At 44.6% G+C, this 23858-nt stretch carries 16 protein-coding genes; 11 read left to right on the top strand and 5 right to left on the bottom strand.

What is annotated here, in order from left to right; genetic code table 11:
- Window positions 1-12: 12 nt before the first annotated feature.
- Window positions 13-1368, bottom strand: a complete 1356-nt coding sequence (locus NSQ50_RS29455; RefSeq protein WP_036682429.1) for a dicarboxylate/amino acid:cation symporter — start codon at window positions 1366-1368, stop codon at window positions 13-15.
- 357 nt (window positions 1369-1725) lie between these two features.
- On the opposite strand from NSQ50_RS29455, the gene NSQ50_RS29450 reads away from it, so the two are divergent.
- From NSQ50_RS29450 to NSQ50_RS29430, 5 genes are all read left to right on the top strand, one after another.
- Window positions 1726-2493, top strand: a complete 768-nt coding sequence (locus NSQ50_RS29450) for a hypothetical protein (protein WP_076099702.1) — start codon at window positions 1726-1728, stop codon at window positions 2491-2493.
- 73 nt (window positions 2494-2566) lie between these two features.
- The gene (locus NSQ50_RS29445) at window positions 2567-6286 is read left to right on the top strand and encodes an S-layer homology domain-containing protein (protein ID WP_076222355.1); all 3720 of its coding nucleotides are present in this window, start codon (window positions 2567-2569) and stop codon (window positions 6284-6286) included.
- Window positions 6287-6970: 684 nt separating this feature from the next.
- Window positions 6971-7777 (top strand): ABC transporter ATP-binding protein, encoded by an 807-nt coding sequence (locus NSQ50_RS29440; protein ID WP_036682032.1) that lies wholly within the window; start codon window positions 6971-6973, stop codon window positions 7775-7777.
- Window positions 7770-9428, top strand: coding sequence for a hypothetical protein (locus NSQ50_RS29435; protein WP_052097381.1), 1659 nt, complete (start codon window positions 7770-7772; stop codon window positions 9426-9428). The genes NSQ50_RS29440 and NSQ50_RS29435 overlap by 8 nt, the downstream gene beginning before the upstream one ends.
- Before the next feature lie 233 nt (window positions 9429-9661).
- Entirely contained in the window at window positions 9662-11677 is a 2016-nt protein-coding gene (locus NSQ50_RS29430) for a bifunctional diguanylate cyclase/phosphodiesterase (RefSeq protein WP_038573706.1), read from the top strand.
- Between the two features lie 77 nt (window positions 11678-11754).
- Here NSQ50_RS29430 and NSQ50_RS29425 read toward each other — a convergent pair whose 3' ends face one another.
- The gene (locus tag NSQ50_RS29425) at window positions 11755-13452 is read right to left on the bottom strand and encodes a methyl-accepting chemotaxis protein (RefSeq protein ID WP_076145420.1); all 1698 of its coding nucleotides are present in this window, start codon (window positions 13450-13452) and stop codon (window positions 11755-11757) included.
- A gap of 243 nt (window positions 13453-13695) precedes the next feature.
- Here NSQ50_RS29425 and NSQ50_RS29420 point away from each other — a divergent pair, with 243 nt between their 5' ends.
- Window positions 13696-14127 (top strand): MarR family winged helix-turn-helix transcriptional regulator, encoded by a 432-nt coding sequence (locus NSQ50_RS29420; protein ID WP_051491215.1) that lies wholly within the window; start codon window positions 13696-13698, stop codon window positions 14125-14127.
- 114 nt (window positions 14128-14241) lie between these two features.
- Here NSQ50_RS29420 and NSQ50_RS29415 read toward each other — a convergent pair whose 3' ends face one another.
- Complete coding sequence (locus tag NSQ50_RS29415) at window positions 14242-16107, bottom strand: LTA synthase family protein (protein WP_038573700.1); 1866 nt, start codon at window positions 16105-16107, stop codon at window positions 14242-14244.
- A 283-nt stretch (window positions 16108-16390) separates the two neighbouring features.
- On the opposite strand from NSQ50_RS29415, the gene NSQ50_RS29410 reads away from it, so the two are divergent.
- Both NSQ50_RS29410 and NSQ50_RS29405 read left to right on the top strand, forming a co-directional pair.
- Window positions 16391-18703, top strand: a complete 2313-nt coding sequence (locus NSQ50_RS29410; RefSeq protein WP_076222354.1) for a helicase C-terminal domain-containing protein — start codon at window positions 16391-16393, stop codon at window positions 18701-18703.
- A gap of 53 nt (window positions 18704-18756) precedes the next feature.
- On the top strand, window positions 18757-19725 hold the full coding sequence (locus NSQ50_RS29405; RefSeq protein WP_038573694.1) for a Gfo/Idh/MocA family protein: 969 nt from the start codon (window positions 18757-18759) through the stop codon (window positions 19723-19725).
- A gap of 77 nt (window positions 19726-19802) precedes the next feature.
- Here NSQ50_RS29405 and NSQ50_RS29400 read toward each other — a convergent pair whose 3' ends face one another.
- The gene (locus NSQ50_RS29400) at window positions 19803-20486 is read right to left on the bottom strand and encodes a CidB/LrgB family autolysis modulator (RefSeq protein ID WP_036682019.1); all 684 of its coding nucleotides are present in this window, start codon (window positions 20484-20486) and stop codon (window positions 19803-19805) included.
- Window positions 20480-20854 (bottom strand): CidA/LrgA family protein, encoded by a 375-nt coding sequence (locus tag NSQ50_RS29395; RefSeq protein WP_036682017.1) that lies wholly within the window; start codon window positions 20852-20854, stop codon window positions 20480-20482. Before NSQ50_RS29395 ends, NSQ50_RS29400 begins: the two co-directional genes overlap by 7 nt.
- A 111-nt stretch (window positions 20855-20965) precedes the next feature.
- Here NSQ50_RS29395 and cidR point away from each other — a divergent pair, with 111 nt between their 5' ends.
- From cidR to NSQ50_RS29380, 3 genes are all read left to right on the top strand, one after another.
- Window positions 20966-21895, top strand: coding sequence for a cidABC operon transcriptional activator CidR (gene cidR / locus NSQ50_RS29390; protein WP_036682015.1), 930 nt, complete (start codon window positions 20966-20968; stop codon window positions 21893-21895).
- A gap of 75 nt (window positions 21896-21970) precedes the next feature.
- Window positions 21971-22279: an aspartyl-phosphate phosphatase Spo0E family protein gene (locus NSQ50_RS29385; protein ID WP_080742653.1), complete on the top strand. Its 309-nt coding sequence runs from the start codon at window positions 21971-21973 to the stop codon at window positions 22277-22279.
- Between the two features lie 164 nt (window positions 22280-22443).
- Entirely contained in the window at window positions 22444-23844 is a 1401-nt protein-coding gene (locus tag NSQ50_RS29380) for a DNA-binding protein (protein WP_076123994.1), read from the top strand.
- The last annotated feature ends 14 nt before the right edge of the window (window positions 23845-23858 follow it).

The raw sequence follows: 23858 nt of genomic DNA, 5'->3' as shown, positions 1-23858 counted from the left end.
CAGTCTCAGCTTTTAAACGGTGCTCAAGAGAATATCATCGTCATCATTGCTATTAAACGCTTCGCGGTCAAATTCACCTTCGGAATTAGCTACTAACAGAGCTGTTACAGCTGTTCCAGTTGCGTTTACAGCGGTACGGCCCATATCGATGAGCGCTTCAACACCTGCAACGATAGCGATTCCTTCAAGCGGCAGGCCGAGAGCAGTTAAGACTACCGTGGTGGAGATTACGGCAGGTCCAGGTACGCCAGCTACACCAATGGAAGAAATAATACTTACTAATACCAGTGTAATATAGTCGGTCCAGTTCAGATCAATACCGAATACTTGAGCGGTAAATACAGCCACAATAGCTGGCCAAATCCCACCGCACGCATTAAAGTTCACAGATGCCCCTAACGGTGCAATAAAGCTCGCGATCCGCGGGGAGACATGAAGCCGCTTCGTAATCACTTCGAGATTGACCGGAAGGGTTGCGTAGCTGCTTCTGGTTGTGAAGGCAACGGTAATGGTTGGGTACACTTTGCGGAAGAAACGAATTGGATTCACCTTCGCTACTAATAGAACCAATCCGCCAAAGATAAGTACAAAATGTATAATCATTGCTACGTACGAGGTTATAATTACACTGCCTAGCTCCTGCAACGTCTCCCAGCCATAACGTGCGGTGATTCCGGCAATCAGTGCGAATACGCCATAAGGGGTCAGGCGAATAATGAATTTCACAACCTGATGCAGTATCAGTGTCAGGGATTCAATAAGATCACGTACAGGCTTGACGGCTTCGGGTTTCTTGGAGCCAATCTTGATTATAGCTACTGCTAAGAAGATGGCGAAAATGAGTAGAGGCACAACCTTACCCGTAGCTGCTTCATTAACAGGGTTAGATGGAACAAGATCGAGGATAACCTGGGAGAAGGTCGGGATTTCCCGGGCAGCAAAATCTGCGGGTACATCTTGTTGTATACCTTGGCCGGGATTGAACAGCAGCGCAACCGATAGGCCGATAATAGAAGCGATGCCAGTTGTTCCGAGGAACCAGGCGAAGGTTTTGATCCCGATTTTGCGTAGATACTCCAGATTGGTTAAGGAAGAAATACTGTTTAATACGAGTACGAATACTAAAGGAATGACGAGCATGCGGATCAAGCTGACATAAATGCTGCCGAATGTGCTAATAGCTTTGGTCTCTAAATCGAAGTATTGAAAGAATATACCGGCAATAAGTCCGATGCCAAGTCCGATGAGTACCCGGGTGCCAAATCCAATTCGTTTACGTGCCAGTAGAAACAAAATTGCAAACACAAATATGGAAGCGACAAATCCATACCAGTTCGTTTCGATGGCGGATAATAAGTTGTTATCTATGTTCACTACCAATACCCCCTTAAACCTAGTTTTTTAATGTGATTAATCCTATTGAGATCAATCTATATAGAATTTATAGTAAAGTCAATGTAATTATATGTTAAAAATAATTAATTCCGATAAAAACCATGCGAAAAATAAAAATTGATTGACAAGGCACTATGGCATGAATAATATGGAACTTAATCACAAGCCAATTGGAATCGACTGGACAGCCGGAGATTCAACGAAAGACGCGTAAATTGCGTCCCGTTGAGTCTCTTTTTTTTTAACTTTAGAGAAGGGAGAGTTACGGATTTAAGGTACAAGAATGTAATGAAGGGGTCTCTTATTTTATTTGAAAAGGATGGTACACATATGAAAAAGCTTTCGATCTCTTTGGTTGCCGCCGCTATCGTCTTCTCCGCATTGACGTATGCCGCGGTATCCGCTAACAAAAAAACAGCAGAGGCAGCACCCATTCAAGAGAGTAGTAATACAGCAGTAACCGCAGCAGCTTTACCAGTAGCTACTTCTGCGGCAGCAGTTGTTGTTCAGGCAGAAGCTACTGCAGCTCCTGTAACAGAAGCTGTCCAGCCGGAAGCTTCGGCTCCAGCAGCAGAGACAGTCACGGCAGAAGCTACTGCGGCCCCAGCAGCTGTTGATTCTGCGGCGAAGGTTGTTGCTTCAGCAGCTCCAGAAGCGGGCGCAGCTCAGCCTAAAGCAACCGCATCCCCGGCTGCGGACACCGCTAAGACGGCAACAGCTGCAACAACGGTATCTGCATCTGTTAAACCGCAAACCAGCGCGGCAACGCCTGCGCCAACTGCTGCGCCTACGACTGCTCCAAAAGCAAACGTAACCGCTAAAGCCGTTCAGCCGACCGCAGCTCCTGTTGTATCTGAACAGCCTAAGGAAACCGCCGCTCCTGTAGCAAAAGCAACGGAGACACCTTCCAAAAAAGCTATAACCTTCTCTACAACAGAGGTAGTTAAAGCGACCCCGGCTCCGGTAGTTGAGTCTTCTCAACCGAAAACATCGTCTTCTGCACCTGCATCCACGGTCAGCGCACCAGCAGCTGCTCCAGCGGAAACGGTTCAGGCACCCGCACCGGCACCAGCCGCTGAGGAAGAGGTTTGTCCTTGATGAGCAGCAGGCTCATTCAGGATTCCTTTCAGCCCATTCATCCCATAAACCTATTTAAGGCGAGGTGCACATAATGATACGACCATTAACTATCAAAAAAATTGTAACGCTGCTGCTGGCAGCCTCCCTGCTCTTCCTGCCTACACAGGCAGGAAGAGCTTATGCTAATCCGGATAACGCAGAGGTTATAACCTCTTCCCAAGGTGGCGTTAACCAGTTTGACTATTTCAGTCATGTCTATGACCATCTAAATGATGCTAACCATGTATTTAAAACAGCAACGTATGAAGATATCGTTCATCTTTTTGAGAGTGAAGGCACATACGCTGTTCTGGTTGGCGGCGCTTGGAGCGAGAATACACAGGCCGATATCGGCTTTATCAACGAGGCAGCCAAGGAATATGGCATCTCTACGATTTATAACTTTGATACTAAGCTGGACGGGGACACCCTTCAGATTGCAGACAGCAATAATAAATTTGCCTATAAATATGTTGATCTGGTCAACAAGTATTTGAAGAATTTAAATCTGTCTTCCAAAGATGATCCAGAACGCAATGTCAGCTATACCAATAAAAACGGGGAAGTTGTGACTGCTAACAAGCTCGAGTCTCCATTCTTATTGGTATACAACAAGGATCACAAGGATGCACAGGGAAATAGTGCTCCTGTCGTATCCTACCTGGATAAGAGCTATTCGTGGAATGAGTTCCTGACGAACGGAACACTTGATGCGGCGAAGGTTAATACGTATAAAACATCAGTAAGTGAGGTGCTGGGTGCCGCTTCCCGATATGACACTATCGACGAGTCGGCTTATATCAAGGCTGCATTTAATAAGAACTATGAAGGGGAAAATGAGGGAAAACCTACGATCTTCAACGAAGCGGATGGCACGCTTGTTTATGAACATGTGACCTATCATCAGCTGAAGCAAATTTTAGCGAGTGAGGGAAACTATGCGATTTTGTTAGGCGGGTCGTGGTGCCCTAACACGCAAGCGGTGATTAAATATATCAACGAATATGCCAAAAAACATAATATCAATAAGATCTACTTCTTCGACACTAAGTTGGATGCTGGTGTGACCGTTGCTGAGCCTAATAACAACAGCGGCACTAAGGGCAGTGCAAATCCGCATAATAATAATGAGCTTCAGATTAGAACCACTAATCATCCGTATGCGCAGCTTTATGTTGATCTGGTTCGTACTTATCTGACCAATATCAAGACCGAAAACAATTCAGCTGCCAAACCAACTGTAATTAGTTATGTAGATGGACTTGGAAACACCGTGAGCGGAGACAGACTTCAAGTTCCATATCTGTTCACTTATAACAAGGACAACAAGGAGGCAGGAGGCAAAAACTCACCGATTCTAGGGCATGTTGAACTTATGTACAGCTGGACGAATATCCAACCGGATTACGTGCAGGCTAATTACCCAATCGGAGCCAGATACAATAACACTACAACAGCGCTGGATAAAATATTCTCCAGACTCGAAGCTGTACCGGCAGGACTTACCGGTGTAGCACCAACAGCGGCCGACAATAAGGATGGGCAAATTGTAGGCACCAGTGCAGCATTGGAATTTAAGCTTGCTGGAGACGAGGCTTACACCCCAGCTTCGGGATCAGCCATTACAGGGCTTGCACCTGGTGTTTATAAGGTAAGATATGCCGCTACATCGGGCTATCAAGGGCCAACTTCCGCAGCTGGACCCACAATCATTCCTTATAATGCTGGCGAAGACGTAAGTGTGGAAGTTCCTGCTTACACCCATCAACAAGCAGCCCCGACAGGACTGGTAGGCGTAGCACCTACTTCTGAAGCTAATGATGATGGGCAAATTACGGGTTCTGCTGAAGGACAGGAGTATAAAGGCGTTGGAGAAGCTGATTATAAACCTGTAACAGGTACAGCTATCACTGGTCTTACTCCGGGCTTCTATAATGTGCGATATGCGGCAAAAGAGGGATACAGCGTAGGTAAAGACGCTACAGTTGAAGTCCCGGCATATGGTGAGCAAGCGGCACCTACAGGATTAGTAGGTATAGCACCAACCAGTGCAGCCAATGACGACGGTAAAATTATAGGAACTACGAAAGCGCTGGAATATAAGCTGTCTACGGTTACCGATTATGTCTACGCATCAGATGTAGAGATCGTTGGACTGGTGCCGGGTATCTATCAGGTAAGATACGCAGCTAAAGAAGGATTTAACGCGGGTAGAGCAGCAGATGTAATCGTTCCAGCATTCACTGCGGAACAAGCAGCTCCAACTGGGTTACAGGGAGTTGCTCCTACCTCAGCAGCGAACAATGATGGAAGAATTACGGGAACCACGACAGCCTTAGAATATAAGCTGTCGAGTGTAACTAATTATGTGTATGCACCAGATAAAGAAATCACAGGATTAATACCGGGCACGTATCAAGTGAGATACGCAGCCAAAGAAGGTTATAAGGCAAGTCCAGCGACTGACATTGTTGTTCCGGCCTATGTGCCTATTTCAGATCCTGGAACAGGTGGAACAGGTGGCAATTCTACACCGAGCACGACTACACCAACACCATCAGCAAGCCCTCAACTGGTTGCTACGGCAACAGCAGGGAGTACCGTGAACCTATCAGCAACAGCAGCAACTAAAACGGATAAAACCACAGGAGTGACTACTGCAACGATCACAAAAGAAACGGCTGCTGAATTCGTGAGTCTCGCTAAGAAGGCAGAAGCTGATGGGAAGAAAGCTGTTCTTGAAATTAGTGTTGCAGCTACTTCAGATACTCAAACAGCTGAACTTACTCTTCCAAGAAGCATAATTAATGAGTTAGCCGCCGGAACGAAGGCGGAGATTACCATTGATTATGAGAATGTGGGTACGATTACGTTTGATGCCAAATCATTGGCAAGCATTAGTGCAGCTTCAGATGCCGGAGACATCATTATTAGAATCGCGAAGGTGTCATTAACGGCAGAAGGCAAGGCTGTTCTCGGAGACAGACCGGTTTATGACTTGTCGGTTATAGCGGGTGAAAGCACGATTTCCACCTTCGGTGGGGGCAGTGTTCGTGTCAGCGTACCGTACGTGCTGCAAGCGGGAGAACGGTCAGATGCGGTTATTGTGTATCACATTAACAGCACTGGAAGTTTGGACAATGTACGTGGAAATTACAATACCGCTAAGGGAACTGTAGATTTCGTAACCACACATTTCTCCCAATATATTATTGGATATAATCAAGTGAGCTTTGCAGATGTTCCAGATGCCTCATGGTATAGCCATGCAGTAGGTTTCTTGGCAGCACGTAGTATCACATCTGGTACGGATGCTGAACATTACAGTCCTAATGCTGCAATCACTAGAGGGCAGTTCATCGTCTTGTTGCTCAAGGCTTATGACATCACACCGGATGCCATTGCTGCTGATAATTTTGCAGATGCAGGCAATACGTATTATACGAATTATCTTGCTACAGCTAAGCGTCTTGGGGTAGCAACGGGTTCGGGTGATAATCAATTCCAGCCAGAGATTCAGATCACTAGGCAGGAGCTATTTACACTCTTGTACCGCTCGCTTGTAGCGCTAGGTGAACTGCCATCTGAGAAAACAGCGGCCACGCTTTCCGGCTTTAGTGATGCTGGACAGATCGCTGGTTATGCACAAGAAGCCCTTCAAGCGCTGGTAGAGAGAGGCGTAGTGACCGGAGCGAACGGTAAACTCAATCCGGAGGAAGTCACTACAAGAGCAGAAGCAGCACAGGTTATTTACAATTTGCTATCCAAATAATCAGCGACTAAGACATAGCGGACGTCACGTAAGTAGCGTTCAACTATGAGTGCGGCGACTCGGCTAAGACAGCAGAGCAGCGATTCCTCTTTTATTGGAGTATCGCCGCTCTGTTTTTTTGTTTGTTAGCTGGCTGGTTGCCCTTGCCCTGTCCGCTTGCACGCTTGCCCTCTTGCCCGCTTGATTCAGCAGCTCATTCATTATCGGCGCGACTTTCGGACCCAGATGACGTTATTTTCCACATTCCAGCCTTTGGGGCATAGTTTCGGACTCCAGCGACGCTATCGCTTAGAAAAAGGTGCGTTTATGGTGTTTTTCATGCTGATAGCGACTATGGGGTCCTTTAGCACTCCAAATGTGGTAAAAATCCGCGTATAAGGTCAGCTGTGTCCGATAGCGTGCTCGCTCTCTTACGCAAAAATGCTACCCCACCAAACGGACTCTGATCTTAGCCCGGTTTACTAAAATAAAGGGGGTGCCAACAGCCATTTCGTGGCATCGGTGGCGCTGCCTTTCGCTATAAATCTCTAGGGGGTGGCCTAATGGCCACTCTTTTTTTAACTAGACATAAGATTAGCAGACTAAATCATGGAAGAGGATTCTACTAAATGATACAATTATTGTAATTACATAAAGTAGTAATATTTCACATTATTGATTAGTTACTAGAAAGGGGACTGAGATATGGGTTTAGCTGACGATCCGGTCATAGCGATTTCAGGTTTATGGATGAACTATACAGACCGAATGGTGCTAAAGGGAATTGATCTTAAGGTATATAGAGGACAAATTATTGGTTATATCGGCCCTAACGGGGCAGGTAAGAGTACAACGGTGAAGATTATGCTCGGTTTGGTAGAAGGATATAACGGTAAAGTGGAGATTTTCGGTAAGGATATTGCTGATGGAGATGTTTCTTACAAGAAACGTATAGGTTATGTGCCGGAGGTAGCCGAATTATATGATAGCCTCACTGCAAGAGAGTATCTAACCTTTGTTGGCGAGCTGTATGGGCTAGGTCGTGCGGAGGCGGACTACAAGGCCAAAAAATTAACCACACTGCTAGGTTTGGAGAAGTCTTACGATATGCGGATTTCTTCGTTCTCAAAAGGGATGAAGCAAAAGGTGCTGCTTATCTCCAGCATGCTGCATGACCCCGATATTTTATTCCTGGATGAACCGCTGAGTGGTTTGGATGCTAATAGCGTGATGATAGTGAAGGAGATTTTTGCATCGCTGGCGGCACGGGGGAAGACCATTTTTTACTCCTCACATATCATGGATGTGGTTGAGAAAATCAGTAGCCGGATCATTTTGATTGATGGCGGGGATATTGTGGCGGACGGAAGTTTTGCGGAGCTGAAGGAGAAAGGCCGCGAAGGGACGCTTGAAGATATTTTCAATCAATTAACCGGATTTGATAAATACCGTGATATCGCTGGTGAATTTGTTGCGGTCATGCAAGAGCAAGAGGTATCCTCTTATGACTGATTTCTTCGTGCTGAGGCTGTTGGATAAGCTGCGGGGTGCATTTATAAGATTTGGAGTCGATTATGACACCATGCGGAGTATTCTGCAGATCAAACTGACCATGGACGGAAGAAGAACGCCTACAGCGCTTGCAGGTATGCAGAAAAAGGAGAACGTTAAAGAAGGTTCGCCTTTGCGATTGCAGTGGATTTACTTACTGTTTGGTTTAATATTAATTCCGCTAACGCTATCCAATGATCACTATATGCTGCAAATGAGCTTAACCTTTGGGATCATTATGTTTTTTGTCTCCACAACCCTGATCTCTGATTTTTCTTCAGTAATGCTTGATTTACGTGATAAAAATATTCTTTTTTCCAAACCCGTCAACCGAACCACCTTAAATATGGCCAAAAGTATCCACGTTCTTCTCTACTTAGGGACAGTTACATTGTCGATCACTGGTCCATCTTTGGTATTTAGCCTATTTAAGCAGGGGATCGCTTTTTTTCTGATGTATGCGGTGACAATTGTCTTGTTAGACTGTTTTATCCTCGTAATAACTGCACTGCTCTACCTGATGATCATGCGGTTTTTTGATGGGGAGAAGCTCAAGGATATTATAAATTATACGCAAATCCTTCTAACGATCGGAATAATGGTGGGCTATCAATTCATCTCCAGGTTGTTCAACCTCACTGAGCTTGGTGCTGCTTATCATCCTGCTTGGTGGCAGTACTTTATTTTTCCGGTTTGGTTCGCGGCTCCGTTTGAACTGTTGCTTGGTGGAGCGAGAGAACCCTATTACTTCATTCTCTCATTGCTGGCTTTGATAACCCCACTTGTACTGATCGTAGCTTATATTAAGCTGATGCCACAGTTTGAGCGGAATTTGCAAAAGCTGGCAGAGCAAGGCTCCGGTGGAAAAGACAAGGGCCAGATCGCAGAGTGGCTCTCTCGCAGAGTATGTAAGGAACCGGCAGAGGGAATTTTCTTTCGGTTTACTTGGTCCATGATGAAGAATGAGCGCGATTTTAAGCTGAAGGTCTATCCTGCACTTGGCTTTTCTATCGCATTCCCGTTTATTTTTATATTTGGTATATTACAGAATAGTTATGATGGTTCCCTTAAAGGTTCAAAAGTGTACTTGTTAATCTATTTCTGCACGATGTTAATGCAGACTGTAATACAGATGCTACGCTACTCTACAAGTTATAAAGGAGCTTGGATTTATAGGCTGATTCCTTTACCCGATAGCACGCCTATTTACCGTGGGATGCTTAAGGCGGCGCTGCTGCGGCTAGTCTTACCTTTATTTGCTGTAGATGCGGTATTGTTCATTCTGTTGTTCGGTGTGCACATTGTACCTGATTTAGTAGTGGTATTATTCGCCATGCTGATTTTCTCAGTCATCTGCTTTCGTGTTTATCCGCGGAGCTTACCTTTTTCAGAGCGTTATGAGGCAGCCAAACAAAAGGATTACACTGGAGTCGCCTTCATGCTTATGTTTTTGCTGATGGGGATGGCGGGTATTCACTATGTCTTCACTTTATTTACCGGAGGAATTTACATCTATCTGTTAGTTCTGGTAGTTTTGAATCAATGGTTATGGCGAAAGACCTTCCCCAAAACCCCATCAACCACAGGTCACATATCCAACTTTCCGGGGTGAGTGAATGCGTCAAATATGGACATTTTTTGCCGACATAAAAAAAGGGTATAAATTCCAGTATTTTCTTAGACAATCGGCTGAATACAAGGTAGAATACATCTAAAGTTGCTTTTCAGGGATAACCTATAATCTTTACGCACTCTTCCATTTATCTGATATTCGTGTACTGATTTTTTACTTGAGAAATACGCTGCAGCGATTACGGTATTCAAAACCGGTGAAGAGGTTAACTAATGGATAAAATGGGAATCCACTATAACGTTTGGATTGTTTTACTATCATTTGCGCTAGCGGCGACTGCAGCTTATTCCGCGCTGAATCTGATCTCGCAAGTCCCTCGCTCGTTTGGGAAAGTTCGTCGCTTATGGTTAATATCGGGGGCATGTGTACTCGGCAGTGGCATATGGTCGATACATTATGTAGGGATTATGGCGAGCCGTTTTCCTTTTAGCGTGAATTATTATCCAGGCAGGGCTGTATTATCGTTATTGGTTGGTGTATTGTGCTGCTATTCGGCATTCCGGATTACGTTTGTGCCACGTTTAAGAAAAAGTTGTTTAATAGTTAGTGGTGTTCTACTGGGCAGCGGGATCTCTGCTATGCATTATATCGGGATGTCCTCCATGAAGATCGCAGCGGAGATCCATTATGAGATATGGACTCAGACATGTGCTGTAATCCTCGTTATGCTCTCGTCTTTTATCGGATTATTTCTATTTCACAAGTTTAAAGACTATGTGGGTTTTAACCGCTGGAAGTTATACTCTGCTCTCTTTATCGGATTTTCGGTGACTGGATTGCATTATACGAGTGTAAGGGCGACTCATTTTGAATATAACGGTCTGCTAGGCAATACAACTTTTTTTATGGAGACTGATGTTATTCTTTTAATGGGAGTATCCTTGGTAACGCTATTTATGCTTGCGATTTCTGGTGGTGCTGTATTTCTGGACCGGCATGTGCTGGAACGGATGGCTTATTATGATCCACTAACTGATCTTCCGAACAGACATGGTCTGGTACGTTATTTTAAAGATGAATTTTTCGGGAGTAGATCCGGCGCCGTATTTTTTGTGGATCTGGATCGGTTTAAGTCGATTAATGATACGCTTGGACATGATATAGGGGACTTGTTACTGCGAGAGGTCGCTATAAGATTAAGACGCTCTGTAGGAAGTAAAGGCAAGGTCTTTCGTTTGGGCGGAGATGAATTCCTGATCGCTCTTCCAGATTGTACTGTGGAGGATGCGCAAGAGGAAGCAGAGCACATTTTATATGAACTTAAGAAATACTACAGCATTCAGGGTAATGAGCTATATGTTACTGCAAGTGTGGGGATCAGTATGACCCCTATGCATGGAACTGACCGCTCAGCATTAATGAAGGCAGCCGATACAGCTCTTTATACCTCTAAGGATTCGGGTAAGAATAAATTCAGTGTGTTCGATCAGGAGATGAACCGCCATCAGCTGCGACGGATGTCGCTGGAGAAGGATCTTCGTAAAGCGCTGGCACGCTCCGAGTTTATGGTTGTTTACCAGCCGAAATGGGATTCTTATATGAATGTTACGGTTGGTCTTGAAGCACTGCTGCGTTGGCGGCACCCTGAACATGGGATAATTTCCCCCGCAGAATTCATTCCCATCGCAGAGGAAACGGGACTAATTGTCCCTATTACCTATTGGATGCTGCATGATGTATGCAGCCAGAACATGCTTTGGCATAAGGAAGAGATAGCAAATGTCGCAGTCTCTATTAATATGTCAGCGCGGATGTTTGAGGGTGGGGGCTTATACGATGTCGTAGAAGAAGCACTCACACGTTCAGGCCTAGAACCACATTTCCTTGAACTGGAGATTACAGAGTCCATTGCGATGAATAACATGGAAGAGACGGTTGCGCAGCTCTCCAGACTTCGGGCACTTGGGGTAAGGGTATCACTGGATGACTTTGGGACAGGCTTTTCGTCCCTTGGTAATTTAGATGAGATTCCAGTCAACACACTCAAAATTGACCAGGTATTTATTCGTAAGAGCAAGATGCATTCCAAGAAAGCCATTATCAGTAATATCATTGCGATTGCCACCAATCTTAATATGGAGGTCGTGGCGGAAGGTGTGGAGACACCAGAGCAGATTGAGCTGCTGCAATCCTTAGGCTGCAGAGTGATGCAGGGTTATTATTATGGGCGGCCAATGCCGGTGCATGAGCTGGGCCAGTGGTTTATAGCGAATACAGCAGTATCGTGACAGATGATCTCAATACATAGAACAAGGGGCTAGCGTCTAAGCAGAATTTCTCTGCTTGGACGCTAGCCCCTTTGCTATTAAGAAACCTTAAATCGTTCAATCAGAATTTGCAGCTTCTCAGCTAGTGAGGACAGGAAAGCTGCTGCAGACTCAACTTCTTCCATTGCGGCAAGCTGTTCTTCTGAGGAAGCGGATAATGTCTCTGCACTGCTGGCTGTCTGATTAGCGACATTTACGATATTCTGAAGGGTTGTAACGATACGGTCGGAAATTAGCGAAAGCTGTCGAACTGTTCCGGAGATCTGCTGACTTTGTGAGGCCATTCCCGAGACAGACATTTCTATCTCCGAGAAGGACTGGCCTGCCGTGGCAATCATTTCTCTGCCGTGCTCCATCTCTTCTGTAGAGCGTTTCATTGTTTCTCCTGCTTGATCCATCTGGTTCACGATGATGTTTACCAGCTGGCCAATTTGCGCAGCGGAATGGGCTGAACGCTCAGCAAGCTTACGCACGGAATGGGCAACGACCGCAAACCCTCTTCCTTCTTCTCCAGCTCTTGCGGCTTCAATCGCTGCATTTAGGGACAGGAGATTGGTTTCCTCTGCGATGCTGGCAATAGTACCCACGATATTTTCGATTTCTTTGGAATAACCACCCAAGGTTTCAATAATGATTGCTAGGTCGGTAATGCTGTCACTTACGACTCTCATCTGCTGTGTGGTGGAATCCATTGCTTCACGGCCTGTACGGGCTTTATTAGCGTTGCTGACCGCATTATTCATCGCGTTATCTGCATTGCCTGCAATCTCTGTGATGAAGCGAGACAGGTCCTGTACAGACTTATATTCGCCCTCCATATTCTGCAGCTGTGAATTCGCGCTATCCGCAAGCTCAATTGTAACATTGACGCTGTACTCACCGGCCCGGTTGGTTTCCTGTGCACTGGCAGAGAGCTCTTCGGACGAGGAAGCTACCTGCATGGAGGTCTCATTGACCTCGGTAATAAGCAAGCGCAGGCTTTGGGTCATGTCATTAAAATTACGGGCTAATGTACCAATCTCATCCTTACTGTTGAATAAAATAGGATTATGAGTAAGGTCGCCTTGTGCAACAAGATTGACCCCTTTAGACAGCTTCGTTAACGGACTTATCATTCGGCGGATTAACAGATAAGCTGCCACGATAGCTATAACCAGAATGGAAGCTCCGATAATAAAGGGCTGAACTATGATATCTTGGGTTCTTTCTTGAATTATGGAGCCATCGAAATTAATAGCCATCAGCGCAACTATAGGTTTGGATGGATCATGATCCTGATAGATGGGGCCGTAACCTGTCTTAAGTGAGGTACCTTCGTATGTATAAACCTTGGAGTAGGAGGAATGCTTGGACTGAGTGATATGTTGCTTAACTTCATCTGGGAAATAAAAAGTATCGCCTGCTTTATAACCTCTAGCCTGGAAGCTTGAATCTGCGGCAAGTACTTTTCCGTCTAAGGATAAGATGAATGCCTCTTTAAAAATAGCCTTATGTGCCACAATCCAACCGATTCGATCCTCTACAGCCTCCAGTTTACTTTGATCGCCTGCCAACAATGCGGAAATATCTGCGGGGTCAATCAGGCCGGTTGTAATATTAGCGCATCCTACCAATTCGATACCTGCGGCTTCGTCTACTTGCTTATAAGCTGTACGGTATCCGAAGAACCCGATGGATGATCCTACAAGAAGTAAGACGATGAACATCATCCAAGTTAATTTAGTTGCTAATTTCATTCTTCGCACCAACCTTGACAAATTATGTTCTCAGTGATAATAGCTCTCACCTCTACGATTATATCGCATTGATATGCTCATAACCTTACATGGAATATAGTATTTCTGTGTCGGAAATTGGAGATTCGTGGAAGTTTGCGCTTTCCAGCATGCTTTCAATGGTTTAGTAGACAAAACCATTGAATCATTACCAGTTCTAGTGGTACGCTTGAGTTATTAAAAACGGATTGGGGTTGAACAAATATGCCACATCAAATAGATCCGTTAATTGATCGTCTTGGACTATCCATGTGGAGAGTACAGCGTAAGATTATGTCTCAAATGTCTTTGCACAAAGAACTCGGACTTACGGTGCCTCAGATGGGTCTGTTAAATATGATAGCGAAAGAAAAGAAGTCGCGGGTGGTACAGCTGGCAGAAAGTATGGAGGTCAAATCCAGTGCAGTGACGGTGATGCTGGACCGTTTGGAGGTGCTGGGTTATATCAAGCGTGAGCCGGATGGGAAGGATCGGAGAGCGGTTGTAGTAACGATCACCGAGAAGGGTCAGCAGGTGCTGGAAGAAGGACATTTCCGGTCCAAAGAACTGCTGGCTGAGCATTTGTCCATACTGAAGCCCGAAGAACTACGCAACTTTGCAGAGTATTACCGTATGATCGAGGATCAGGAGCGTTAGTCAGCTAAGCTTCGGAATGGATATCTTTATAAAAAACAGCAGAGCAGCGGTTCTCCATTATTGGGGAATCGCTGCTCTGCTGTTTTTGTTCGTTGGTTGCCTACGCCCTGTAATTTATTGTTTAGGTTGTTTGTCGGGCAACTGAGTGATATAGCTGTGGGAAAGCTGTAAAAGCCTCAAGGCACGGTTATATTCGTCCTCAGTGGCACTTGGTGTTGTTCCATCGTTATAAATAGAGTACTGAGTGTTGTCTTCAAAGCTGTTACCAGGAATAAGCAATCCTGAGCTGGCAATGAATGAACCAGAAGGTAAATAATATCGTTCTGGCAGCAAATTATAAGTCTGACTGAGTAGATCTTGACCAAAATATACGTTATTCTCTAATGAAATCCCAAGCAGACTTGCAGCGGTTGGCATGATATCCACTTCTCCGCCTACTTCATCAATGGTCTGCGGCGCTACGCCATCACCTGCATGAATAAGCAGAGGGATGTTCATCATATCCGCATAACTGTATTCATGACCATAGATTTCAGTCATCAATTCTTTATCATCATGATCGAGGGAATAAATCGGCAATCCCATATGATCTCCATAAATCATGATTACACTATTGTCCCAGACACCTTTCGCTTTAAGCTCTTCTACAAAATGTCCAAAAGCATCATCCGCATAGTTCTGGGAACGGATATAGTCACCAACAAAAGTACCTTCATAACGCTCTGGCAGCTCCATACGGTATTTTTCTTCCGGAATAGTAAAAGGGTGATGCGCTGACATTGAAATGACTTGAGCGTAAAAAGGCTGCTCCTGTTGGTCCATTTCTTTTAGTTTGTCGGCTGTCTTACTGTAGAGCGTATCATCAGAAGCGCCAAAGAAAAAGACATCATCTTCACCAAAAAATTTGCGATCATAATAATGATCGAAGCCCAGGGAGTCATACAGCTCGCCGCGGTTCCAGAATTCTACGACATTGGTGTGGAAGGTTGCAGTCTGATAACCATTTTCTTTAAGCACACGTGGCAGACTCGGCAGTACCTTATCTACATAGGACATCGTTGCCGCTCCACGTGGAGGGATGTAGAAGGAAGTATTAACTACGAACTCTGCATCCGACGTATTCCCTTGACCAACCATTTGATAAAAATTAGGGAAGTAAAGACTGTCCTTCATCACCTTGTTCAGGTTCGGTGTGATTTCTTGACCGTCTAATTTAAGTCCTAGCAAAAAATTCTGGAAAGATTCCATTTGAATAATAATAAGGTTCTTATCTTTCGCGATGCCTTGAAGTGGAGAACTAGCCGTAGTATTAATCCCCTTCAATTTGTTAATGGCATCTTGTGTAATGTCACTTGAATTGACTAGCTCAGGCTCTTCTTTAGCGAAGATCGTATAGGCTTCATAATTAAGAATTCCCATTTCCTGGGCTTTCTTAATTTCGTTCATGCTGGCCTTATTAGGCAAGATGTTGAACAGGCATAAAGCAAGTGAGACTGCAAACAGAACGCTGTACTTAAGTTTTCCGCCACGGCGGCGGTTGATATTCTCTTTCTTATAGACCCGGCCTTTTTTATTAAAGAAGAAATAAACTCCGAGAATAATGATGTCTGTAAAAATCAGCAGGTAGTATGGATCCATAAGTGAGAATACGCTGTTGCTGACGGCGGTGACTTGATTCACCTGCTCCGCTGCATGGTAAGTCACAATAACACCATAATATTTAAAATACATAATGGCTGCGAAGAAAATGGCTGTCACTAATAAATTTACGGTCATGTAATATCCGAGCTTGCGCTTGGAACCAAAACGTTCAATGATACAGAAGAGCGCCCAAGCAAAGGGGATTTCAGTTAATAATGATTTCCAGGGCAATATATCGTCAAAGATTACGCCCCATGCCAAGAAAGCTTTTAGAATAAAAATTATTGTGAAAAACACAAAAGGTTTAACGATCCACTGTTTAAAGTTAAAGGATGACACAGCTTCGCCTTCTTTCTACATGATAAAACGCTATTTCCCGGCTAGGAAGAAACAGCGCCCCAGACAAAATAATTCCATAGTAATAAAATTTATTATGCAGGGCTAGCTATAGAATGTCAAAAATCGAGATCCTAAGTATAAGCTTAGCGGAGCGCGTAAAGTTAAACACATAGGGTTGAAGCTGACGCTCCTGCTCTCATGCAGGGTTATACAACGAATTCAGGACTAAAATGGCGATTGGGAGCAAAAAGAATATATGGAAAATTAAAGGATGTGATGCCGGATGGGCTCTACAGTAGCTTTATCAGTTAGAACTCTCGTTGAATATGTTTTTCGCAGCGGAAGCATTGAGCCTGGCTTTCATGGAACGGGCGCTATGGTCGAAGGCACAAGAATTCATCAGAAAATCCAAAAGCAATATAAGGAAGGTGACCGCAAAGAGGTTTATTTGAAAACGGAAATTTCTTATGGAAACCTGCTTTATGTTGTAGATGGGCGATGTGATGGATTGCTTGTCTCGGAGGATGGGAGCTTTACGGTCGAAGAAATCAAGTCAACCTCCGGACTGCTGGATTTACTGGATGAGGGACATGAGGTTCACTGGGCACAGGCGCTGATGTACGCATATATGATAGCTCTGGAGCAAGAGCTTTCTTCTATTCAGGTTAAGCTTACCTATGTCCACCGGGCCACTGATGAGCAAAAAAGCTTGTACCGAACGTTGTCTTTTGAAGAGCTGATTTCATTTGTGAATGACACAGTAGCTAGATATGCTCCGTACGCCGAGATGATGGTTCATCATGAGGCTAAGAAGGAGCAGAGTCTTCGGGAGTTGAGCTTTCCGTTCTCCTCTTATCGAAAGGGACAACGTCATTTTGCAGGAGTCGTATATAAGTCCGTCGTGGAAAAGGTCAGTCTGTTCGCTCAAGCACCCACAGGTATTGGGAAAACAATGTCGACGTTGTTTCCTGTCCTTAAAGCGATGGGCGAAGGACAAGCTAAGGGATTGTTCTATTTAACGGCAAAGACGGTTACCCGTTTTGCCGCGCAGGAAGCCATCTCGCTGTTGCTAACGCAGGGACTTCAGCTGCATGTCATCACTATTACCGCTAAAGAGAAGGCCTGTTTTCGCGAAGAGGGGGTTTGCGGTAAGGATTCCTGTCCTTATACGGATGGTTATTATGACCGGATCAACGAGGCGTTGATGGATCTGTTAGAGCACGAGACGCTCATGAGCAGAGACACCATTGCACTGTATGCTCACAAACACAAAGTGTGCCCATTTGAGTTCTCATTGGATGCGGCCTATGCCTGTGATGCTGTGATCTGCGATTACAATTATATATATGATCCTCGCATCAGTCTGAAACGGCTAACAGAGGAAAGAAAGAGAGAAACGGTACTTCTAGTAGATGAAGCACACAATCTGGTAGACCGGGGACGGGAAATGTTCTCCGCCTCTTTGCTGAAAGCCCCTTTCCTGGAGATCCAGCGCCAATATAAAGAAATGAACCGGAGTTTGAGTAAAACCGCTAAATCGGTGAATGCTTTTTTCATCTCCCTTCGCAAAATTTGCAATGAAGAGGGGCAAGGGCAGTGGGACTCGTTCCCGGAGGAGCTGCCAGCTTTGCTTGAGATATTTTCTTTGGAGGCGGAACAGGAACTTATTCACCCCAGCTCCAGCATTGTCTCTCTGAATGGAGAAGATGAAGGGGAAAATGTCCTCTTGGATACATATTTTGCAGTTCAGGGAATGCTCCGCACCTTTAAGACCTATGATGAACGCTACATTACCTATGCTGAGGTTCGTAGAGGGGATGTCTATCTCAAGTTATTCAATTTGGATCCCTCGCATCTGCTTCGGCAGATGTCCAAGAGCTTTCGCAGTCAGATCCTGTTCTCAGCTACACTTTCTCCATTATCTTACTACCGGGATATGATTGGTGCGGTGGAGGAAGATTACAGTTTAACTGTTTCTTCTCCTTTTCAGAAGGAGCAGTGGGAAGTAACCGTCTTACCTGTCTCCACACGTTATCATGACCGGGAAGCTTCCCTAGTTCCGTTGACTAAAGCACTAAGCCAAATGGTCTCCAAGAAGGGCAATTATCTGGTGTTTTTTCCTTCGTACCTCTATTTACAAAACGTATATCAGGCCTTTACGGAGAATTACCCTGAAATCCGGACATTGATGCAGGATACGGGCATGAGTGAGCAAGCTAGAGAAAGTTTTTTAGCTGCATTTAGTCCAGACAATGACGAGACGTTATTGGGATTTGCTGTACTTGGAGGAATTTTTTCAGAAGGTGTGGATCTGCCAGGGGATCGCCTCAATGGGGTTATGGTTGTTGGCGTTGGCCTGCCACAGCTTGGTCTTGAACGCAATCTGCTGCGTCAATATTTTAATGCCAGAGGAAAAAATGGCTTTGATTATGCCTATGTCTATCCGGGAATGTGCAAGGTACTGCAAGCCGGAGGCCGGTTGATTCGCAGCGAGACGGATACGGGCATTATCGTGTTGGCTGATGACCGTTTTTTGCAGAGTCCATATATGCATTTGCTCCCCGAAGAATGGAGAGATTATCTTATCCGCTCGTAAGAGGTTATAATCTACGAAAGGGTATTCATAATCAATCGGCAGGGGGAAATAATATGACATTAAAAGTGGGTATTGTGGGTACGGGTTGGTTCTCTAAGGTACATGCTGATTTGCTGGCAGGGATGGATGATGTCCAGTTGCAGGCAGTCTGTGGAAGCAGTAAAGCCAAAGGCGAAGATATGGCACGTCCATACGGAGCTGCTGGATATGGTGATATTACAGAGATGTTGGATGCAGAGACGCTTGATGCTGTTTATATCTGTGTGCCTCCACAATCTCATGGTGCGATTGAACGTTCATTAATCAAGAGGGATATTCCTTTTTTTATAGAGAAGCCGCTTAGTATGACTACTGAAATTCCTGCGAGCTTGCTGCAAGATATTAAAGAACATAATTTATTGACCTCGGTAGGTTACCATTTCCGTTATCAAGAGAATGTCAGACGGCTCAAGGAAACACTACGTGGTGATAAGATCGGTATGGTTATGGGCCAGTGGATGGGCGGCATGCCGGGCGTAGCTTGGTGGCGTGATCAGGAGCAATCCGGAGGACAGTTCACCGAGCAGACTACTCATATCGTCGATTTAGTGCGTTATCTGGCAGGAGAGGTAAAAGAAGTATACGGCATGTTCGGAAACCGAATTATGCATGAGCAGCATGAAGGTGTGAGCGTAGCCGATGTAGGTACCGTATCTCTGAAGCTTGAGAATGGAATCATAGCTAATATTTCAAATACATGTGTACTGCCTGATCCGGTGGGAAGTGTAGGACTTAGTTTCTATAATGATCGGGGATTGCTGGATTGGAACCCGGATCGTCTCTTGGAAGTGCGAAGTGGCAATAGCACCGAATTTGAAAACACAGGAAATCCATATTTAGTGGAAAGTGAAGCTTTTCTGCATGCTGTACGGACAGGTGATCGTTCACGTATTCTCAGTGACTATGAGGATGGATTCAAGACGCTTAAAGTAACCTGCGCGGCTTACGATTCAGCACAAAGTGGACTTCCGGTTAAATTCTAGGTTTAGATCTCTTAAAAAAAGAACATGTCGCCTTAGATGTGCTAAAGAGACATGTCCTTGGCTCAAGCTGGGTTAGCCTAGTGGAGGAATACCGCGAGTAAAGCTGGCGCCACACCTATGGATAACAGCGCGGACAGAATCATCGCAATACTGGAGATGGTTCCGGTCAGTGAACTAAGCTCGAAGGCCTTGGATGTTCCTGTACCATGCGCAGCGGTTCCCAGCGATACACCACGCGCGATTTCATTGTCAATGCGGAAGATGCGGAGCACTGTAGGGCCCATCATTGTACCGAGTATCCCGGTAATGATGACGAAGACTGCAGTAATACTCGGTACACCGCCGATACTTTGCGAGATGCTCATAGCGATCGGCGTAGTCACCGAACGTGGAACCAGACTGGCTGCCAGATCGCCGCTGACATGCAGCCATTTGGCGAGCAGAATAGAAGAGATCACCGCTGTTATCGTCCCTGACAGCACGCCTGCCGCAATTTCGGCGGCGTGCTTTTTGAGCACCTTGAAGTTTTTATGCAAAGGGATTGCAAAGGCCATAGTTGCCGGTTGCAGCAAATCCGTCAGCCATTTGCCTCCCGCATTGTAAGAATCATAAGTAATGCCTGTGATGAGTAAGAAGATAATCATAAGCACTGGTGTAATGATCAATGGAGAGGTGTACACTTTGCCACTAGAAGCATAAATGCGTTTCGCCAGTAGATACACAGCAACCGTAAGACCGAAGAATAACAGAGCGTTTAACATGATCCTTTCCGCTCCTTTGCTTTGTAAATTCTACTGGTAAGTAATCCGGAACTGGCCATTACAACAATCGTACCCAAAATGACCACCGCGAGGATTCGTAAACCATCAGTTTCCAGAATATTCGCGTATTTCATTACGCCAATAGCAGATGGAATAAAGAACAGCAGGAGCTCAGCCAGTAGCCAAGAAGCACCAACTTCAACCCAATTCAGATGAATGACACCAAACTCAAGCAAAAGAAACAATATAATCATTCCGAGTATGCTTCCGGGAATAGGGATATGCAATAATGGGGTTACAGCATTGATTAGTAATGAGAATAGGGTAAGTCCCGCTACCTGCAGCAAGCCTATAACAATCTTTTTCATAAGGCTTCGCTCCTTTCATGATAATGAAAGTTTACAACAATTGTTTTCATAGGTAAAATGAATAGATTGAATAAATGACATTCCTTTTGTCTATGTATCGGAGGTTGGAAGATGGATATCCGACAATTAGAATATTTCGTCCAAGCAGCACGAATGAAAAGCTTTACTCGGGCTGCCGAATCCTTATATATTTCTCAGCCAACGATCAGTAAAATGATCCGGAATATGGAGATCGAGCTGGAGGCGGATTTGTTTTACCGTGAAGGGAAAAGTGTCCGGCTTACAGATGCGGGGGAAATTCTGTTCACCAAAGCGCAAAATATCGTGGAGTCGTTCGCCAGCTTGTCTTCTGAGCTGGATAGCTTACGAAATTTGGAGCAGGGCCACATCCGCATCGGTCTGCCTCCAATGGTAGGGGCGAGCTTTTTTCCTTCGGTGATTGGTCAATTTCATAAACGTTATCCGCAGGTTACTATTCGTCTGCATGAGGATGGCGCGAAAAAAGTGGAAGAAGATGTAGAAACGGGCTTGCTGGACATCGGAATGGTTGTGCTGCCTGTAAATACAGCCAAACTTCATTGTTTCACTTTTGTTGAAGAGAAGCTGAATCTTATTTTACCTGTAGGACATCGGCTGGCCGGTGCAGACTTTGTTCCTTTAAGTGAACTGGCCGAAGAGGAGTTTGTGCTGTTCCGGGAGGATTTTACGCTGCATGATCGGATTATTACGGAATGTGTGAAGGCGGGATTTCAGCCTAAGGTAATCTATGAGAGCTCCCAATGGGACTTAATTAGCCGCATGGTGGCTGCCGGTATGGGAATCGCATTGCTGCCAGAGACCATATGCCGGGATATGGATCGATCACGGTTAGTTGTTGTGCCTTTGACGGATCCGGTAATTCCGTGGCAGCTTGCTATGGCGTGGCGTAGAGACCGTTATTTATCTTTTGCGGCACGCGAATGGATTTCTTTTGCAAAGGGACTTTTGCGAGAACAGTATCCCAATGAGCTCCCTGACCAGCATGCGGAGGACTCTGAATAAATAGTAATTCCGTTTTTGTTAGAAGCTCTACAATTTTTCTTTTTTTTGAAAATATGTTTTTTGGTATCATGACTTATGATAGGAGAAGATGTTGATAGAGAGAAGGAGAGAGATGTGACACAAAATCCAAATTCCTCCAAGAATAATCATAGAAAAGATTATAAAGAAGATGAGCTACTTGTAACTATAGAGAGTCTTAGATGTGAATTGCTGGAGGTTGCAGAGCAACGGAGTCTTAGTGACCGTGCTGTTTTAGAGCTTAGTGAGCGATTAGACAGCTATATTTTGCTGGCACAAAATAAGATGATGGAAAATTTGCGCAACCGGAAAGCCGGCATTACATCCTATAGTAGAAGTTCCAAAAGCGCCATCACTGTTAGCTAAACTACCAACAACATAGAATTATAATACTATGAAGATGTTACTGATCTAGAGGAGCGTATTAGGCTCCTCTATTTGTCGTACAATCTATTTGTTGTACAATCCATAACTTTCACCTATAATGTCAATTAATAGAATCTTTTCAAGTCAAACTTTGGGGGTGCCGAGTGGAGGGAAAGTTAACAACTATACGCTCAGAAATTGAGAAAAATTTGTCCCGCTCCGGCCATAATCTCGCCTCATTTTCAAAAATTTGTGGCCTGAATCGAGGCAGCCTCAGTGCAATTCTGCATGGAAATCCGCCGAAGCCTATGTCCTTGGGACAAGTAGATGCAATTATAAAAGCCTTTGGTTTTCCAGAAGGTTGGTTATATCCTCTATATGTTGATGAATGCTTCAATGATGAGAAGGTCTCACGCCGTAGAGTGGAGCCTTTTTTGATTCGTTGTGCTGAATTGGGCAAACAGCCTTGTATTGAGGACACTTTAAGCAGATTACTGGAATATCCGAAGTCTCTGGATATCGTTTATTCGGTAGCTGATAAATTGTTTAAAAAAGGTAAAATAGATGAATCGATATTTTTTTATAAAGTTGTAGCTGAGAATGAGTCCGACAGTTACTCGGAGCGGCTCGCAATAAGTCATTATCGTATTTTTAGAGCAATTTTATCCATCGTCGATTCAGACGAGAAGTTACATGCAGTTATTACTTTTGAACCTTTCAGGAATCGTCTACCAGAAAATATGCAATTGGATGGTCTCTTAACTTTGACACAGTTATGTTTCGATCTTCGTCGTTGGAATAAAATGGAGTCGTTCGCTGATGAGCTAAGAACGCTGGCTAATGCTGTTTACCGCGAGCAACTGCGAAGTAATGTGGATAAACGTAAGGAAGTTCTTCATACGGAACGTCCACTAGTGGTTTATTACGGTCATGGGTATTTGCTTAAAGCAATTTCGCTGACCAAGCAAGGTAAATATGAAGAAGCTAAAAAGTATACTGCAGGCTACGCAGATCTTGGCTGGTTTGAAATGATGAATGAAGAAGGTCGTCAGGCGGTAGAACAATTTCGGTTATTCGCAATGGGCAATGGTTTCACAATTGAGTTGTTGATGGGTAATGTGGATGTTCTATCTTCCTACGCGGCCTTTTTAGCAGATCACCCAGGTGAAATCTTAGCTGGACTTATAACTATTATGGATGCTGCTAATCGTTACGGGTTCTCTGCTGACAGTGTACTTACACGATTCTCACGAGAAATGTTGAGGTTTGAAGGGTTCCAGGAGCCTAATAATGTAGATCGTGTATTTCGTTTGTACTATCAAGTAGCAATCTATGAAATAAATAAGCAATGTTATAGCACAGGTGTAGATTATCTTCTGAAATCTTTGGAGTTATCTATAAAGCAAAACAACGGAAAAGATTTCATTAATTGTATAACTTTATTTGAGACGAGCAGGGATTACGCTACTGCTTCTCAACAGGATAAATATAGAGAACTAGTAAAGGGGGTGAGAAAAAATGAAAAAATCACTGTTGATGATGGTAAGCGTGTTAGCATTGTTTAGCTTCATTATCATTG

Origin of the sequence: Paenibacillus sp. FSL R10-2788 (assembly GCF_038003885.1) — a bacterium.
Taxonomy (GTDB): Bacteria; Bacillota; Bacilli; order Paenibacillales; family Paenibacillaceae; genus Paenibacillus_AQ; species Paenibacillus_AQ odorifer.
The sequence above is the reverse complement of the archived record's forward strand: the minus strand, read 5'-3'. Positions and strand labels throughout refer to the sequence as shown.

Coding starts and splice junctions, on each gene's coding strand:
- NSQ50_RS29425 (WP_076145420.1), bottom strand. CDS start 13,452: ATGAAATTAGCAACTAAATTAACTTGGATGATGTTCATCGTCTTACTT.
- NSQ50_RS29445 (WP_076222355.1), top strand. CDS start 2,567: ATGATACGACCATTAACTATCAAAAAAATTGTAACGCTGCTGCTGGCA.
- NSQ50_RS29430 (WP_038573706.1), top strand. CDS start 9,662: ATGGATAAAATGGGAATCCACTATAACGTTTGGATTGTTTTACTATCA.
- NSQ50_RS29450 (WP_076099702.1), top strand. CDS start 1,726: ATGAAAAAGCTTTCGATCTCTTTGGTTGCCGCCGCTATCGTCTTCTCC.
- NSQ50_RS29435 (WP_052097381.1), top strand. CDS start 7,770: ATGACTGATTTCTTCGTGCTGAGGCTGTTGGATAAGCTGCGGGGTGCA.
- NSQ50_RS29405 (WP_038573694.1), top strand. CDS start 18,757: ATGACATTAAAAGTGGGTATTGTGGGTACGGGTTGGTTCTCTAAGGTA.
- NSQ50_RS29420 (WP_051491215.1), top strand. CDS start 13,696: ATGCCACATCAAATAGATCCGTTAATTGATCGTCTTGGACTATCCATG.
- NSQ50_RS29395 (WP_036682017.1), bottom strand. CDS start 20,854: ATGAAAAAGATTGTTATAGGCTTGCTGCAGGTAGCGGGACTTACCCTA.
- NSQ50_RS29410 (WP_076222354.1), top strand. CDS start 16,391: ATGGGCTCTACAGTAGCTTTATCAGTTAGAACTCTCGTTGAATATGTT.
- cidR (WP_036682015.1), top strand. CDS start 20,966: ATGGATATCCGACAATTAGAATATTTCGTCCAAGCAGCACGAATGAAA.
- NSQ50_RS29440 (WP_036682032.1), top strand. CDS start 6,971: ATGGGTTTAGCTGACGATCCGGTCATAGCGATTTCAGGTTTATGGATG.
- NSQ50_RS29400 (WP_036682019.1), bottom strand. CDS start 20,486: ATGTTAAACGCTCTGTTATTCTTCGGTCTTACGGTTGCTGTGTATCTA.
- NSQ50_RS29385 (WP_080742653.1), top strand. CDS start 21,971: ATGATAGGAGAAGATGTTGATAGAGAGAAGGAGAGAGATGTGACACAA.